The sequence below is a fragment of the Flavobacterium resistens genome, assembly GCF_900182645.1.
Lineage (GTDB): Bacteria > Bacteroidota > Bacteroidia > Flavobacteriales > Flavobacteriaceae > Flavobacterium > Flavobacterium resistens.
The window spans coordinates 254,486-271,876 of the sequence record NZ_FXTA01000006.1 but is presented as its reverse complement, the minus strand read 5'-3'; the positions used below and the strand labels follow the sequence as shown (position 1 = coordinate 271,876).

Annotated in this window: 7 protein-coding genes; 1 reads left to right on the top strand and 6 read right to left on the bottom strand. The window is 35.5% G+C overall.

Annotated elements, in window-relative coordinates; translation table 11 throughout:
- Positions 1 to 139 precede the first annotated feature (139 nt).
- From FN795_RS21595 to FN795_RS20050, 6 genes are all read right to left on the bottom strand, one after another.
- Positions 140 to 3,004 (bottom strand): carbohydrate-binding protein, encoded by a 2,865-nt coding sequence (locus FN795_RS21595; protein WP_244290014.1) that lies wholly within the window; start codon positions 3,002 to 3,004, stop codon positions 140 to 142.
- Positions 3,005 to 3,160: 156 nt separating this feature from the next.
- Positions 3,161 to 4,801: a glycosyl hydrolase family 18 protein gene (locus FN795_RS20070; RefSeq protein ID WP_142452268.1), complete on the bottom strand. Its 1,641-nt coding sequence runs from the start codon at positions 4,799 to 4,801 to the stop codon at positions 3,161 to 3,163.
- 183 nt (positions 4,802 to 4,984) lie between these two features.
- Complete coding sequence (locus FN795_RS20065) at positions 4,985 to 7,642, bottom strand: beta-1,3-glucanase family protein (RefSeq protein WP_244290013.1); 2,658 nt, start codon at positions 7,640 to 7,642, stop codon at positions 4,985 to 4,987.
- A 115-nt stretch (positions 7,643 to 7,757) separates the two neighbouring features.
- Positions 7,758 to 11,714: a family 16 glycosylhydrolase gene (locus FN795_RS20060; protein WP_142452267.1), complete on the bottom strand. Its 3,957-nt coding sequence runs from the start codon at positions 11,712 to 11,714 to the stop codon at positions 7,758 to 7,760.
- 207 nt (positions 11,715 to 11,921) lie between these two features.
- Positions 11,922 to 14,849: a triple tyrosine motif-containing protein gene (locus tag FN795_RS20055; protein WP_142452266.1), complete on the bottom strand. Its 2,928-nt coding sequence runs from the start codon at positions 14,847 to 14,849 to the stop codon at positions 11,922 to 11,924.
- A gap of 496 nt (positions 14,850 to 15,345) precedes the next feature.
- Complete coding sequence (locus FN795_RS20050) at positions 15,346 to 16,005, bottom strand: HAD family hydrolase (protein ID WP_244290012.1); 660 nt, start codon at positions 16,003 to 16,005, stop codon at positions 15,346 to 15,348.
- 199 nt (positions 16,006 to 16,204) lie between these two features.
- Between FN795_RS20050 and FN795_RS20045 the strand changes: the two genes are divergently transcribed.
- Positions 16,205 to 17,374, top strand: a complete 1,170-nt coding sequence (locus FN795_RS20045) for a DUF4861 family protein (RefSeq protein WP_142452265.1) — start codon at positions 16,205 to 16,207, stop codon at positions 17,372 to 17,374.
- Positions 17,375 to 17,391 lie beyond the last annotated feature (17 nt).

The window sequence follows — 17,391 nt, the reverse complement described above, 5'->3', positions numbered from 1 at the left end:
AGTCCAAAAAGATTTATGCGATTCCGATAGCTATCGGGATTGCGGTAAAATTTTCATTATAAAAAAAGGCTGTCATTCCTGACAGCCTTTACATTAAAACCTAAAATTTAATGTATATAAAACCATTATGGCGAATGGATTATTTTTTTATAAAACGTTTTATTATTTTTTCTCCATCTTTTTCAAAAACAACAAAATAAATTCCTTGTCTCAAATGCGAAACGTTCAAACTATTGTCATTTATTTTTTGAGATGAAACTATAGAACCTGTTTGAGAATCTACTACTTTAAGATTCCCTTCCGAAACATCTTTTGTAAAAAATAGCGTTTCTGAAACCGGATTTGGATAAACATTAAATGCAACATCTTTTATTTCATCTTCTATAACTGCCGACGGTGCTCCTGCTCCAACTTTTGTAATCCTAATCCAGTTGATGTTCATTCCCGTATTTTGAATATAGATTCCGAAATTATACGTTCCTGCATTTACGTTTACTGTTTGTGTAACTGTCTGCCAGTTTTGCCAGCCTCCAGTATTTGGTATATCGACATTTCCTAAAACAATAGTTCCTCCGTTTAAATCAGATGATAATCTGCCGCCAGTCACTGCACTTGCCACTCTGTATTCAATTAAATAAGAACCTGTTGTTGGGAAATTAATATTGTTATACGCAAGCCAGTCTCCAGTTTCGGTATAACCTACGTTTGAACCTCCGCCAGTATCTGTTGTAGCTTCAACCTGAATTCCGCTCATTGCCGAGTAATCTTCCGCCTGAATTAAAGTAGATGTCTGAGAAGTTGTTGTTGCAATTAATTTCCATTGTCCGCAAGTTTGATTATTATTGTCCCATTGTTGTACAATAGCTCCAGTAGCTGTACTTGCTCCTGCAACCTCAACAATTCTTCCGCTATGACGGGCAACAATTTTATAGAACCCGTCTCCAGTTGAAACTAAAATAAATTGTTGATTTGTAGTTCCGTTATAAGGATATTGTTCAACGCGTGTACCATTCGCTTTATTAAAACCATTAACATCCATAGACTGTCCGCTATGGTTGGCTATAATTTTATACATACCGTCTCCTAAGTGAGTCAATGTAAATTTTTGATTGTTTCCTGAATTAAGAGTACCTTGATTAATTCCAGCTCCATTTGTCATACTTGCATTCCAAACATCCATATACAAACCACTGTTCCTATTTTGAAGAAAGAAAGTTTGATTGCCTAAAGTTGTAACACCGTTTGCAATAACTCTGATTGAACTTACTTTATCGTTCCAAGTTGCATTCAAACACGAATTATCAGAATTAATTACTGTGGAAGCTCCGGTAAAATTATCATCTTGGTATAAAATCGCCTGAAATCCCTGTGTAATTTTAAGCGAAGAAATATCATCATTTAAAACTCCTAAAGAATTTAAACTCGCTAAGTTATAATCTCCAATTGTCAATCCGCCAGAGAAACCTGTATAGTTACAATCTTTATAAACCGTAATTACATCTGTAGATGAACTAATATTTCCTCCTGGTGGAATTGTTCCTGTAATAGAATAACTTCCGATAGAACCATACGCTGAATAACCGCCACTTCCAACATTTCCTGCTCCAGTTCCATCAACACCTACGTAATATCTTCCTGCTGCCAGATTTGCATTCATAGAAGCATTTAAAGCAAACGGATCAGAGTTCCAAAATGTTCCTATTTCTGTTCCTGATGAATTATACAATCTCATTAAAAGATGCAGGTTTCCGTCTCTCGAAACGGTATTAGCGTTAATAACTACATTTCCTCCTCCGGTTGTAAAAGTGAAAAAATCATAATCAGCTTCACTTGAAATAATTCCATCTTTTTGATTGATTGCTCCGCTTCCGTTATAATCTAAATTTGCTGCTGAAGCGATATTATTTCCATAATCATCACCTCGATATCCAACTCCAAATTTTGAACTGGCAATTGTAGCAACATCATCTTGAAAATTGTTCGCATAATTATATTCTCCTTTACTCCATTGTACAACAGGTCTGTAATAACCAGCGCCCATAATTGGTGCATATGAAGTTCCGTCTAATCCTAAGAAATAATCTTCCGCAGGATTTGTACGTCCGTCGTGACCAAGATCAAAAGTATGTCCAACTTCGTGAGAAGAAGCGTCTCCACCAGATTTTCCAGAAGTAATAAATACCCAGCAAGGAACATCATTATCCCAGTTAAAAGAACCAATATACGCCACACCTCCCGCGCCCGGAGCAGCAGTATTTGTTGGCGTAACTACAACGCGCATTCTTCTGTTTTTTGGATAAGAATTAAAAACGGCTTCGCTTGTGGTAACATTTAAATTAAACGGACGATAATCTTCTGCAACTACTTCCCAATGCTGTTGCACGGCAGCATCACTCATTCCTGAAGGCGCAGCGTTAATAGCGTTACCGTTGTTCCAAAGGTTTCCTGCCGGCATATAATAGCCATCAAAATCTAATAAAACGCAGCCTGCAGCACCTGGCAAACTTTGCAGATTCAATAATGCCGGAGCAATTTCTGCAGCGGCCGCAGTTTTACCTGTTGTATTGGTTTTGGATGGAACATTTTTATAATCGATACATACCAAAGTATTGATATCAACTTTTGAAACAAAAGCATTTCCTTTTGCATCAGAGTAATATTTGTAGGCTTCTTTGGTTTTCTTTAAAATAATATGACCTTCCAGAGATTGATCCTGAACTTTTATATAAAAAGATGATTCTGCAATATTTTTAATTTCTCCAATCAAAAATTCGCTTGATGCATTTGATTCTTTATAATTTATTTTTCCGCTAAAGCTTTTAGAATTGGCTGCCTGAAGCTGAATTGTTTTTTCGGTGCCTTTTGCAGTAGTAGAAGTAACTAATTCATTTTTAATCTTGTTCAGAAATGTTTTGCTCGATCCTAAAGACGTCTGTGCCGTGGCAAAATATCCAAAAGAGAGGATCAAGAGTAAACTTAACCGAAATCTGTAACTATTTTTCATATAATTTGGGGGTTAAAGGGGGTTACAATTCTGATAAAAAATTAACCGCAAAGAGCGCAATCCCGATATCTATCGGGATACGCAAAGTTCGCCAGGTGTTTTATTGCCTTTGCGATCCTTGCGTTTTTTCTTTGCGAACTTTGCGGTTAAAAGAACTTATTTTTTAATAAAACGTCTTACTGTTTTGATTCCATCTTTTTCCAATGAAATCAGGTAAATTCCGCTTTTTAAATTAGCAACATTGATACTGTTATTGTTTACAGTTTGAGATGAAACCGTTGCACCTCCTTCAGAATTGATAACACTTACATTTGCGCCAGAAACTTCTGAACTAAAGAAAAGTGTATCTTCCGTTGGATTTGGGTAAATACTAACACTTGCAATGTCTGTAGGAGTTTCTGCAGTTGGAGCAGCTGATTTTGCAGCTAAACCTGAAGCCGATTTCGTAATTCTGAACCAGTTAATATTGGCTCCGGAAGCTTGGATATAAATTCCGAAATTATACGTTCCGGCATTTACATTTACGGTTTGAGAAACCGTTTGCCAATTTTGCCAGCCTCCAGTGTTTGGAATATTAACTGCTCCAAGCTGAATTGTTCCTGCATTTAAATCAGATGAAATTCTTGCTCCGTTAACAGCACTTGCCACTCGATATTCAATAACATAATTTCCTGAAGTTGGGAAATTAACATTGTAATATGCCATCCAGTCTCCTGTATCGCAATAACCTACGTTTAATCCTCCGCCAGTATCGGTAGTAGCTTCTGTTTGAACACCGCTCATTGTATTGTAACTTTCAGCCTGAATTAAAGTTCCTGTTCCAGGAGGATTACTTCCGGTAATTACTTGATTAATTGCAGTAAGCAATGATTTTGAACCTGTTGCATCCTGAGATAATTCCCAAATCATAACTCCGCCTGCGTTTTGAATCGCAAAAGTTGTTTTTGCTTTGATTGTTGGAATTCCGTTATAATAAATCGTGTTTCCAACCTGATCCTGATTTTCTGCTCCCGGATATTGTGCTACGATATTAGCATAAGAAATTCCCTGATTTGCAGATGCTCCAAAACCGTATCCGTAAAAAGGTAATCCGATGATGGCTTTGCTTGCCGGTAAACCTCTTCCTGTCCAGTAATTAAATTGGTTAACAGCCATACTGTATGGAGAATGCTGCCCCGGATTGTTTGGCTGCCATGGCCCAGTTGCATCGTATGCCATGATATTGATCCAGTCATAAGCCGCAAAAGTAGATGCAGGTACATTTGCACCACCATATCCTTCTGAAAGCGCTGCTGAGATCAGTTTACCATTGGCATGTAATTTATTCGCCAAGGCAATAACAAATCCGCCGTAATCACCATTGATTGCCGGACCTTCTAAATCTACATCGATTCCATCAAAGTTGTGCGCCACAACATAATCGTAGAGTTTTTGAATAAAAGCCGTTCTGTTTGCGGGAGTAATTAAATTAAAATAATTGTCGCGAATGGCACCGCCTTCTGAAACAGAACCTCCTCCAAGCGAAACAAAAACTTTAATATTTTGTGCATGCGCAGCATTAATAATAGCATTGCTTCCGGAATTAAAAGTTAAATATCCATTAGCATCAGGGTTTTCGAACGCAATATTAATGTGCGTTAATTTACTGTACTGAATGGTACTTGAAAAAGCATTCAAATCTATCCAGTTTGGAATGTAGGCTATAACTTTTTTCTGCTGAGCTGCAGCTAAATTAAAAACGCTCAAAACTAAAATAATCATGCATTTCTGCAACATTCTTCGGTAATTGTTTTTCATAATAATTGTTTTAATAGATTAATAAACTCGTAAATATTGGGGACGGTTATTGAGTTATATTTTTTTATTTTAGATTTCAGACTTTAGATTTTAGATTTGATTGGCTATGCAATCTAATTTCGTAGAACTAACACTACCTAATTATTATCTAAAAATCTAAAGCCAGAAATCCGGTTTTTAAAACTATTTCTTTATGAAACGTTTGATCGTTTGTTTGCCATCTTTTTCAAAAACAATAAAATAGATTCCTTGTTTCAAATGCGAAACATCAAAACTGTTATTATTGATTTTTTGAGATGCAACAGTAGATCCCGTTTGCGAATCGACTATTTTTACACTTCCTCCAGAAAGATCTGTAGTTACATAAAGTGTATTTTCAACCGGGCTTGGATAAACATTTAAAACTGTTTCCACTGGAGCTTCTTCTTCTGGAGCTTTTGCTAAAGCAGTTTTTGCCGCAGCGCCCGCACCTACTTTAGTAATTTTAATCCAGTTGATGTTCATTCCAGTATTTTGAATGTAAATTCCGAAATTATAGGTTCCAGCATTTACATTTACCGTTTGCGAAACCGTCTGCCAGTTTTGCCATCCTCCAGTATTTGGAATATCAACATTTCCTAAAAGAATCGCTCCTGCATTTAAATCAGAAGATAATTTCCCTCCAGTTACTGCACTTGCCACTCGGTATTCAATTAAATAAGAACCTGTTGTTGGAAAATTGATGCTGTTATAAGCTAACCAATCGCCAGTTTCTGTATAACCAACATTTGATCCGCCACCAGTATCCGTAGTTGCTTCAACCTGAATGCCGCTCATTGCTGAGTAATCTTCTGCCTGAATTAAAACTGAAGTTTGAGAACTTGTCGCTGGAACTAATTTCCATTGTCCGCAAGTTTGATTGTTGTTATCCCATTGCTGAATAATTGCCCCAGAAGCTGTACTTGCTCCGGCAACTTCAACAATTCTTCCGCTATGTCTTGCAACAATTTTGTAATATCCGTCTCCAGTTGAAACCAATACAAATTGTTGATTTGTAGTTGCATTGTAGGGATATTGCTCTAAACGCGCTCCGTTTGCTTTATTGAAATTGTTGATATCTAAAGATTGTCCGCTATGGTTAGCAATGATTTTATATAATCCATCACCTAAATGCGTAAATACAAATTTTTGGTTATTACCAGAATTCAATGCTCCTTGATTGATTCCCGCAGCATTTGCCATACTTGAATTCCAAACATCCATGTATAAACCGCTGTTTCTGTTTTGTAAAAAGAAAGTCTGGTTTCCTAAAGTTGTAGTTCCGTTTGCAATAACTCTTATAGAAGTTACTTTGTCATTCCAAGTTGTGTTTAAACAAGAATTATCAGAATTAATTACGGTTGAAGCTCCAGTAAAATTATCATCTTGATACAAAATTGCCTGATAACCCTGAGTGATTTTAAGTGACGAAATATCATCATTTAAAACGCCTAAAGTATTTAAACGAGCTAAATTGTAATCTCCAATAGTTAATCCGCCAGAGAAACCTGTGTAGTTACAATCTTTATAAACTGTAATAACATCTGTCGAAGCCGGCACTGAAGGAACGGTACCTGCATAACCTCCAAAAGTAGCAATAACTTTTGTTGGCTGTGGAGAATGAAGCGATGGTGACTGATCTGCAACATCATCATAAGCAAAACCATAAGCCAGATTATCAACATTAATTCCTGGTAAATGCCAAAATTTAGAATAATGGTTTGTTGGGTTTACTTGATAATATTTTGATGCATCGTACCAATTTTGTTGTCCAGGATTTGTTGTTGTAACATTTACAACATGTCGGTTAATTGCCGCTGTTAATTGTGCCTGAATCACAAGATCTAAATCTCCGTCGACCAACCTTCTGTCCAAAACACCTTTTCCTTCAAGAGCTTCCTGAGTACTTGGTCTGTATTGAACCCTTCCTGTACGGCCAACAAAACCTCCAGATTGTCCAACCATTTCAAGTTGTTCGCCAATAACTCTTCCTTTAAAAACTCCGGCATCTCCAGCATAAAATATTAAATCTTCGTTTTTGTATTTGTTCCAAATCGCATCGATATAAGATTTTAAGTAGTTTTCGTATGGTCCTCCTGTTGCATAAGCTGGTGTTTTAGAAGGAGCTGTAATTTCGCCTGTTGCATCGTTTACGCAGCCTTGAAATTCTGCCGGAACATTGGCTTTAAAAGCCGCAACGATATCAGCATGTTTTTTTAAATCTCCAACTCTTTTTTGGTAACCGTTTGCGCCAAATAATTCTAATCCCATTGGATATTTATATGAATCTACACGCGTTGGATTTCCGAAGAAACCATATTGATTGTTAGTCAATTCGATCATTTCATATAAAATTCCCTGATTCGGATCGGTTGCATTCTGCGGATTTGGCGAAGCATATCCTGACGGAGCGCCATTTGCACCAAAAAAGTAAAAATACAACTGCGAACCTTTAGAAATAAAAACCCTGCAGCCTGCAATTAAAGGCAGTGTAAAGGTTTTATTCGGAATTTCGCTCAGCTTTGTAAAACACGCCGCATATTTTGAGTTTTGCCCCGGTCCGGTATTTCCGCCATAAGTTGGTCCTGTAACGGTATTGTAAGAGGCACTCATTGGTAAAACCTGACTTGTTTTGGCATTTACCCAAACGTGATTTCCAGTTGTGTAATCAATTCCAACAATCGCTACATACAAGTCGCTGTCGGCGAAAGTTGAATTATTACTAATAGTAAAAGGAATGGCACCTTGTCCGTACATTAAAACAGATAGGAATGTTAGCATTACTGCTAAAAAAAACTTCTTTTGTAACTTAAAATTTCTCATTGTTTAGATTTTTTGATTAATAAAAATTTGTTTCTAATTAGTAAGAATGAGAAAATAAAATGTGTAAAAAATTGGGTGTAACTATTTAGGATCATCACACCCAATTTGTTTTTAATTATTTCTTAATTAACTTTTTAGTCCAGCTTTTTTGATCTGATTTGAAATTCAGAATATAAATTCCTTCTCTCAGTCGGCTCAAATCAATTACGCTTTCACTTGCTTCTTTTTCAGGTTTATTCTGAAGAACTAATGTTCCTGAATTGTCATAAATCGTGATGATTTTGTTGTCTAAATTTTCAGGAATTGTAACTTGAATATAGTTACTCGCCGGATTTGGATAGATTGCAAAAACAACATTTTCAGGCGCACTTTCTTCCACTACAACATTCGCTTTTTTAGCGGCAGAAGCAGATCCGTAGGCTTCGATTTCATACAATGAATATCCGTAAGGAGCTAAAGCTTTTGTCGTACATAAAATACGAAGATATCTTCCTGTTCCGCTTACGGTTAAATCATCAGTTCCTCCGTCGCTTGCCGTTTGTGTATTGATAGTTTCATTTTCGGTGAAAACATTATCTGTAGAAAGCTGTACTTTATATTGCGTTGCATAAGCTGCTTCCCATTTTAAAACCACTCGATTCAAGTTATAATTACTTCCTAAATCAACATAAATCCATTCTGTAGCATTGGCAAAAGAACTCGCCCATCTTGAAACTGTTCCGTCTCCGTCTGTCGCTTTACTCGCTGATAAAGTTGGATTTTCTTCTGTAGAAGCCGTTGCAGTTTTAGCTAAAGCTAAATTTACATTCGGATTTGGTGTAATATTTCGAACAATAACATCACTAAAAACTCCTGTTCCTAAAGTTCCGTTTGCGTGTGATGTAACAGCCATTCCAACATAAATGGTGTTTGCCATTGTAATTGTTTTTGAAGTTCCAAGCTGTGTCCATGTTGTGCCATTATCAGAAGTGTAAGATGTAAATACATTTCCAGAGCGAACTACACGAACCCATTTTGGAGCCGTTCCTGCTGCAACATCAGCAACTGTTACTCCTGACGTAGCATTTCTTGATAGAAACTCAACTCCTGCAGCTGGCGTCACATCGGTCATCGCATGTTTGGAAGTTGGTGTAAGCGTTTCGCGAAACATAACTCCAGCTTTTGCATAAGTATTTGTATTAGTAAGCGAATTAACTTTGGCAATAATTTCAGCATCGCCCGTAATGGATTGATTTACAAATTGAAATTGATCACTTGTTTCCCAAATATCAGTTCCTGAACCTTTAATGGTAAAAGTTCCGTTAGAATGCGTGGCTTCTCCCGCTGGCGTTACCGCACCTAAATCTGTACTAACCCACGGCGAAGGCAATCCAACTGGAGTTTCTGTAGAAACTAAATTTAAAGCTCTCAGATTATCAAAATAATAGGTGTTTCCAGAATTTGTTCCCGGTTCGTATAAGAAAACAAAACGGTTTACTTCATTATCTGCAGTCGAAGCATCTGGCGTACTTACATACGTAAAAGTTACCGTATGCCAAGTATTCGTTTGTTTTACAACTCCCTGATAAATACTATGTCTTCCAACTGGATAGTTTGACGGAACTGAAGCACTGCTTTCTGCTTGCCATGAAATAATTGATCCAACCGGAGCCGATGTATAAACATCCATGGCGAATTTTTTAGTTCCCGCTTTAAAATCTCCAATGTTTGTTAGAGTTGTATTGAATGAGAAATTATCATACAATTCTGTTGATTTACGAACGTATCTTCCAACATTTGAAGACGTGTTAATTCCTGTTGCACTAGGATTTGCTACGTTTGCTGTATACGTTCCGATAGCATCTCTAAATGTAATATTGTGAACCGTTTGATAATCTTCATAAACAACCCCAGGAGTATAAGTATCCGGAAGTTTGGTTGCACCAATTCTGATATTATCTATATAATACGTATCGCTTGTGTAAGAACCTGAATTGAATAATAAAACCATTTGGTTAATAGCTAAATTAGAAGTTCCTGCATCTGGACTTGAATTGTAGTAAAATGTCAGCGTTTCCCATTGATTTTGTTTCGTTGTAATCGCTACATAATTACTATTTCTCCCCGTTGGGTAATTTGCCGGAAGCGAAGTCGCACTATTTTCAAAATTCATGCTAACAACCGTTCCAACCGGAGCTGTTGTATAAACATCAATCATGATTTTATTTGTTTGGTTTTTGAATAAACCAGCATCTTCAATTGATGTTTGCGTATTAAAGAAAAGTACATCATATTGTTCTGTTACATTTCTAACGTATCTCGCCACATTTACAGACGAGTTAACGGAATTTGAGCCCGGATTTGCTACAACTGTATAAGTTCCTGTCGTAGTTCCTTTTATAATTTTATTGATGCCATCGTAGTTCTGCAATACGTCCGTGGCAACAATTGGTTTTTCTGGAGTAGCTCTTGTCAACAAATTATCATAATAATACGTTGCTCCCGAATTTGAATTCGATTCAAAAAGTAAAGCCACGTTATTGATTGTCAAAGCGCTTGTGTTTGGATCGATAATTTTTTCAAATTCAAATTCAATGGTTTCCCATTTATTCTGAACCGTTGTAGTCGCTTTGTAACCACTATGTCTTCCTGATGGATAATTGGTTGCTGTTGTAACATTGCTATTTTCTAACTGCATAGAAATTTTAGTTCCAACTGGCGCCGAAGTATACAAATCAAAAGAGATTCTTTTTCTTCCTGACACATAATCATTTGCATTGCTGATTACAATATTTTTGATATTGAAAACATCATACAATTCAGAAGAATTACGAACATATCTTCCAACCAAAGCCGAAGTATTAATTCCGGTTGCAGATGGATTTGCAATTGCTTCTGTCAAAACTCCCGTTTTATTTCCGTAAACAACATTTCTGTTCGTTTGAAAATCTTCCTGAATTTTCTCTACTGGAATTGCAGCTTCTGTCGTTACAGCCAATTTATAAGTATTTGCAGTACAACCAGAAGTTGTTGCCGTTACCGAAACATCTCCGCCTAAAGTTCCCCAATTCACTGTTACTGCATTTGTTCCTTGTCCTGCTGTAATTGTCGCTCCCGCAGGAATTGTCCAGTTGTAAGTTGCACCTGCAATAGCATTTATGGAATACGTTTTGCTAGTTTCGTTTTGATACACTTTTGCATCACCTGCAACAGCATATTTATAACTTCCGTCATAAACACGAACGTAATCTACCTGTAATTTTGCAGGGAAATCTCCAGGAATTGGCGCTACTCCTGCTCCATTTACACTTGTATAAGGCGTTCCTGCGCTACCTACAGCAAGATTTAAAATAATATAAAACTGACTATCATTAAAAGGCCATCCGCCATTTACTGTAGTATTTGGAGTTGCCGTGTGAAATAAAACATCATCAACATACCATTTAATAAAGTTTGGTCCCCATTCTACCGCATAAATGTGAAAGTCTGTAGATAAATCTGTTGGAGAACTATAACTTCTTCCTGTAAAATGATATCCGTTTCCGTCATAATGAATCGTTCCGTCTACAGATTGTGGGTTTCTGTGTTTGGCTTCCATAATATCAATTTCACCAGTATACGGCCAGTTTCCGTTAACGGGAAGCATCCAGAACGCAGGCCATGCGCCTTGTCCGTTTGACAACTTCATACGAGCTTCAACTCTGCCATATTTAAGTGAATACTTTCCTTCTGTAGTTAATTTTGAAGAAGCATACGGCTGATCTGGAAAAGACCCATTCGGCTGATATTTAGCCTCAATGTTTAAGTAACTATTTGCTCCTTCTTTTACAATTGTGGCCTGATTTGGATCGTAACGCTGAGCTTCTGCATTTCCGAATCCGCAAAGTGAAGGACAACCGTTTCCGGAAATACTCTGCCATTTGGTAAGGTCGACAGTAGTACCGTTAAATTCATCAGACCAAACCAATGTTTTACATTGCGCCTGAACTTTTAAAAATGGCAAAAGCACAAATATAGCTATGGCCAAAAATTGTTTAAAATAATAGAAATTGTCTTTCGGTGGTCGGCCGAAAAAAAAGTCATTTTGTTTCATTTTTTTAGTTTTTTGTTAGTAAAGCTTATTACCGTAATAAAAACCCATTTTGCAGTAAACAGGTAATTATCTTAATAATAATCCGACAATATTAACAAATAAATCAGGCTAGACTTACATTTTTGAGTACGGTTTGACTACGGTGATCTAAAAAAAATGAAGAAAAAACACGTAAAACTACTTAGGATTTTACATCATAATAAAAAATTAAAAATTCAGAATGAATTCTGTGATATTTGCATCCGAAGGAAGCTGTAATTTTTTTCGAATTCTGTATCGGGTATCTTCAACTCCACGAACAGAAATTCCTAAAAGCGGAGCAATTTCTTTTGTATTAAAGTTCATTCTCAAGTAAGCACACAATCGCATATCGCGCGGAGTCAGTTCCGGATAAGTTGTTTTCATCCTCTGCATAAAATTATCATGCAGTTGATTGAAGATTTCTTCAAATTCGTTCCAATGTTTGTCGCCCTGCAATTCGTGATCGATTAGTTTGTTTATTTTGCTCAATAAACCAAAATTCACATTTGAATCATTTTTCTTGTCTATCTGTCCGATCAGTTCTTTTATCGAAAGCAAAATTTCATTTAAATGAATAAGATTCACAGTATTTGAAGCTACTTTGGCATTCTTAAGATTGATCGTTGTTTCGAGATTTTCCCGAACTATAGCCATATTTTCCTGTTCCAAATTCAATCGCTGTTCGTTAAGTTCAGCACGGGCGCGCAATAATTCTTTTTCCTGATTCAGAATCAATTGCTGACGATCACCCTCAGCCACAAATTTTTGATATTTGATAATCAAATAAATGACAACACTGTAAAGTATAAAATACAAAATATAAGCCCAGATTGTTCTGTACCAAGGCGGTAAAACTTCAAATCGAAAAACCGCTTCTTCGCTTACCACATCATAAATGTTTTTTGCCCTTACGTGAAAAACATATTCATTTTCAGGTAAGTTGGTATATTCTTTCTCAGTTTGAAGGCTATATTCCGACCATTTTGGTTCAAAACCTTCCAGCCAGTATTCGTATTTTGTAGCATCGGCTTCGTCATAAAAAAGAGATGAAAAAGAAAAATGTAATGCGTTGTTAGAATGGGATAAAACATGTGAGATTTTTTCTCCTGCATCTTTTGTTTTATTCGGAAGCACATCATAACGGCTTGAAAATATTAAACTGTCTTTCGGAAAAATACATTTCACTTCTGAAATTACTGCTTTATATTTCGTTTTGTATTTCTTGTTTTTAATGACATTATAATGAATTAAACCATCTTGTGTTCCAAAAAATACATCACCACTGGTTGTTGTTTGAATATTTTCAAACCCAGGAACATATAAGTAACGAAGTTTTCTAAAAGGAAGTTCTTCAACCTCAAAACTTCCGTTTGGCTTTTTCGTCATTTTTCCGGTATTTTCTCCAGAAATGTACCATATATTATTTTGATAATCAGGTTTTAATAATCGAATATGATTTTCCATTCCCAGATATTTTTTAAAAACGGGCTCAGGAATCATTTTTTTCGAATGAGAATCTTGTTTATAAACCCCTTTTGTAGTTCCAAAAAGAATCTGATTGTCAATTTTAAAAGTATTCAAAAACAAACTCGATGGAAAACCATTTTTATCATTATAAAACTGAACATCAGCAACAGCATCAAAAGTTTTATTTAGTTGAATTTTATAAATCCCTTTATAGCCATGCGCAATCCAAATATTTCCATTTTTATCAGTTTCTATAACTCGGCTGCTTTCCTCAAAACCTTTTAATTTGTTTTGATAAACCCACGAATTATTTATTTTTTTAAGAAGATATAATCCGTTATAACCACCAACTAGCAGTAAATCAGAATGATTAGGGATCAAAATTCCTTTCCACGCGCCATCAACTTTTGCCAGTAATTTTGCTGAATTACCTGAAACTTCAAAGATTCCATTTTTTTCAAAAGCCAAAAGCGAATTTCCAAAAACACTAATATTCCAAACATTTTCAAACATTCCAGAAACGTGCTGAAAGTTCGCGTTTTCATGTTTTCCGTTTTTATAAGACTGCCAATCCATCCAAAACAAACCGTTATCTGTGGCGATATATAATTTATTTAGGTAAATCTGACTGCAGTATATTTTAGTTTCTGAACTCGAAGTATCCAAAATTCTTGATAAAGGCGAAGAAATCTGAATTTGTGAAATTCCTTCTTTGAGAGTAACCCATAAATTGCCTTCTTTATCAACCTTAAGATTCGTTACATAATCATTCTGAAGTCCCATTTGTTTATCAATATGCTGAATCAAATGTCCCGAACTATCTATAACTATCAACCCGGATTGTCGGGTTCCAATTCCGAAATATCCATCAGAAAGTTCAACCGCAACCGAGATCTGATTTTGCTTTAATAAATTGTCTGCTTCGCTTAAAAATGGTTTTACCTGATTGTCTTTAAACGTAAAAAGTCCGTTTTTTTGCGTAAAAAGCAATAGACCATTTTGAGTTTCAAACATTTTCCTGATTTTCATTCCCGCAAACTTCTCTCCATTTGTAACCGGAATTAATTTATCGCCTTTTAATTTCAATAAACCTTTGGTATTATGCGAAATATAGATTTCTTTATTGACTTCGAAGAAATCATCAAATTTTTCTTTAGACTTTAAAACCTTGATTTTATTGTTATTATAGATAAAAATTTCTTCATAAGAGAAAAAAATCACTTCATTATTTCGGATAATCGTATGTATAACATCTCCAAAATTTCGAGCTGATTCCGGAAGTAATTTTACTAAAGATGTATATTGATACTGTCCGTTTGGCAATTGAATTGCATAACCAAAATCGCCCTGGGCGCCAACATACATTTTATCTTTTTTATCGATGGCAAGCGAGCGAACCATACTCTTGTTTTCCGGTTGTGTAACGATGCTCCAACGAACGCCGTCAAACTGCATGATTCCGAAATGATTGGCAAAAAACATCATTCCTTTAGAATCCTGCAAAACATCCCAGTTTTCGGAAGCGGCTTTGTAAGTTTTCGGATTATAATTAATTATAAAAGGGACACCAATTTTTTTAATCTGCGCATTTAAAACTGGAGAAATGAGCAATATTGATAAAATTAAAATTCTTATAAATTTCGTCATTTTTGTTTCTGTCTGTAGGTTATTTTGCGATTTTTGGAATCACAATTTTAAAAAACAACTCTTTGGGAGAAGTCATTTCTTTTTAGGCAAAAAACATTCAATTTTAAATGTATTAATAACAATTATTCATTATTATCAAAATAAAAAAGAGAATGTCGAAATTCAAATATATAAAAATTTATTTTAATGCAACAAATTACATTTTAATCAAACAATTTTGTAATTGTAAGATAAAATTTAAACTTTAATTTTTAGGAATCAACTTTGCCAAAGTTTTAAACTTTGACAAAGTTCTATTCGTAAAATGTTGTCATTCTAAGAAACTAGTGATGACAAAAAAAGTAGATACACTTTGCGTGCCTTCGACCTCGCTCAGGCTGACAACTTAAAAATAACTTAATCTCCAATCTTGTCAGGCTGAGCGAAGTCAAAGACACGCCTCACAAAATCTGAAACCTGAAACTTGAAACCTGAAACTTGAAACCTGAAACAAAAACTAAACTCCAAGCAATTCACTCAACTCCTCATAACTATGAAAAAGTACCGCTCCTTCTTCTTCTAAATCTTCATTATTATAACCGTTTGCAAAGCCATATACTTTGAATCCGCCACTAATTCCGGCTTTTACTCCTGCTTTGCTATCTTCCAAAACAATACAGTCTTTTACATCAAAACCCATTTCGTTGGCAGCGTACAAAAAAATTCCTGGTTCTGGTTTCCAACTATTTATTTGATAGGAACTAAATAGTTTATTCTCAAATTTATTCAATAAGCCAGCCACTTCAAGATTCAGTCTTATTTTTTCAACCGGACCACTGGAAGCCACGCAATATGGGATTTTTAATTTTTCGATATCTCCGATAAATTCAACAATACCTTCCATCGGTTTTACCTGTGTTTTAAATGCTTCAAAGCTTTTTTGGCGGTATTCGGTTTCAAAATTTTCGGGAAGTTTTTGGTCGATTGCTTCTTCTATATGTCGAAAACAATCTTTTAAATTTCGTCCATTGAAATTGCGGTAGGCATCTTCAATTTTCATATCAAAACCATGTTCTGAAGCCATTTCTAGCAATATTCCGTTGCCAATTTTTTCTGTATCTACTAAAACTCCGTCACAATCGAAAATTATACATTTAACCATTTTATTGATTTTCATTTAATTAGAATTCATACTTGTACAAAAGACAAGTATTGAAATTTACGAAAAATATTTTATGTCAAATTCATTGCAAAGCAAACCCTACCAGATATTCAATGTTTCTGTACAAAATTACTCCACTTCTGTATTTATATGTGGTATTTGATTTGTAATTTTATAATCCTATCGAACCTATTAAAAATAAAAACTACAAATTGTGAAAAAACAACTTTTTCTGATAACTCTTTTGACTGGCACATTTGCCATACATTCTCAAAACAAAACAATCACAGTAAGCAATTCCCTAAAAATTGACCGCGAATTTGAAACAATCGAATTGACTAAAAAAATACTTGGATTGCCTGCCGATGCCAAACTTGAAAATTACACGATAAAGGATAAAAGCTCCAATTCATTTCTAGAAACCCAAACAGTTGATAATGATGGCGACGGAACTATGGATGTGCTTTTATTTCAGCCAAAAGTCAAAGCTTCTTCAAAACAGGATTTTGAGGTTTTAGTTGGAACAAATCCTTCGGCATCAACAACAATAAGCTGTTATTCACGATTTGTTCCTGAAAGAACAGACGATTATGCTTGGGAAAACAACAAAGTCGCTTTTAGAACTTATGGTCCTGTCGCGCAAAAAATGGTTGAAGATAAGATTCCTGGCGGGACTTTGACTAGCGGAATGGATGCTTGGTTAAAAAGAGTAGATTACCCGATTATCAACAAATGGTACGAAAAAATGACTTCTGGAAAAGGAACTTACCATAAAGATACTGGCGAAGGTTTGGATAATTTTCATGTGGGCGATAGTCGTGGAATTGGCGGAATTGCAGTAAATGCAGATGGGAAATATTATTTTTCAAAGAATTTTGTCAGCTGGAAAACCATTACAACCGGACCAATCAGAACCAGTTTTATTTTGACTTACGCCGATTGGGATGCGAAAGGAAACAAAATAACGGAATCGAAATTAATCAGTTTAGATTACGGAAGCTATCTTTCTCGTTTTGAAACTACAATAACTGGAGCAAAAAGCATTTCGGTTGGATTGACGCTTCATGAGAAAAAAGGAACCATCGGAACTGATTTAAAAAAGGGCTGGTTGAGTTATTGGGAACCAATCGATGATTCTGAAATTGGTTTAGGATTAGTTGCTCCAAAAAATGCAATGACAAGCTTTGATAATCACGTTACAAACGAGGCTGACTTAAGCAATTTGTACGGAAATATTCCGCTTAAAAATAATAAAGCAATCTATTATACTGGTTTTGGATGGAAAAAAGGAAGTCCGTTTCAAAACAAACAAGAATGGGAAACTTATTTGAGTTCATTTGCTGAGAAAATAAACAATCCGCTTGTTGTTAAGGTTAAGAAATAGATTTATTGTTCGTTAAT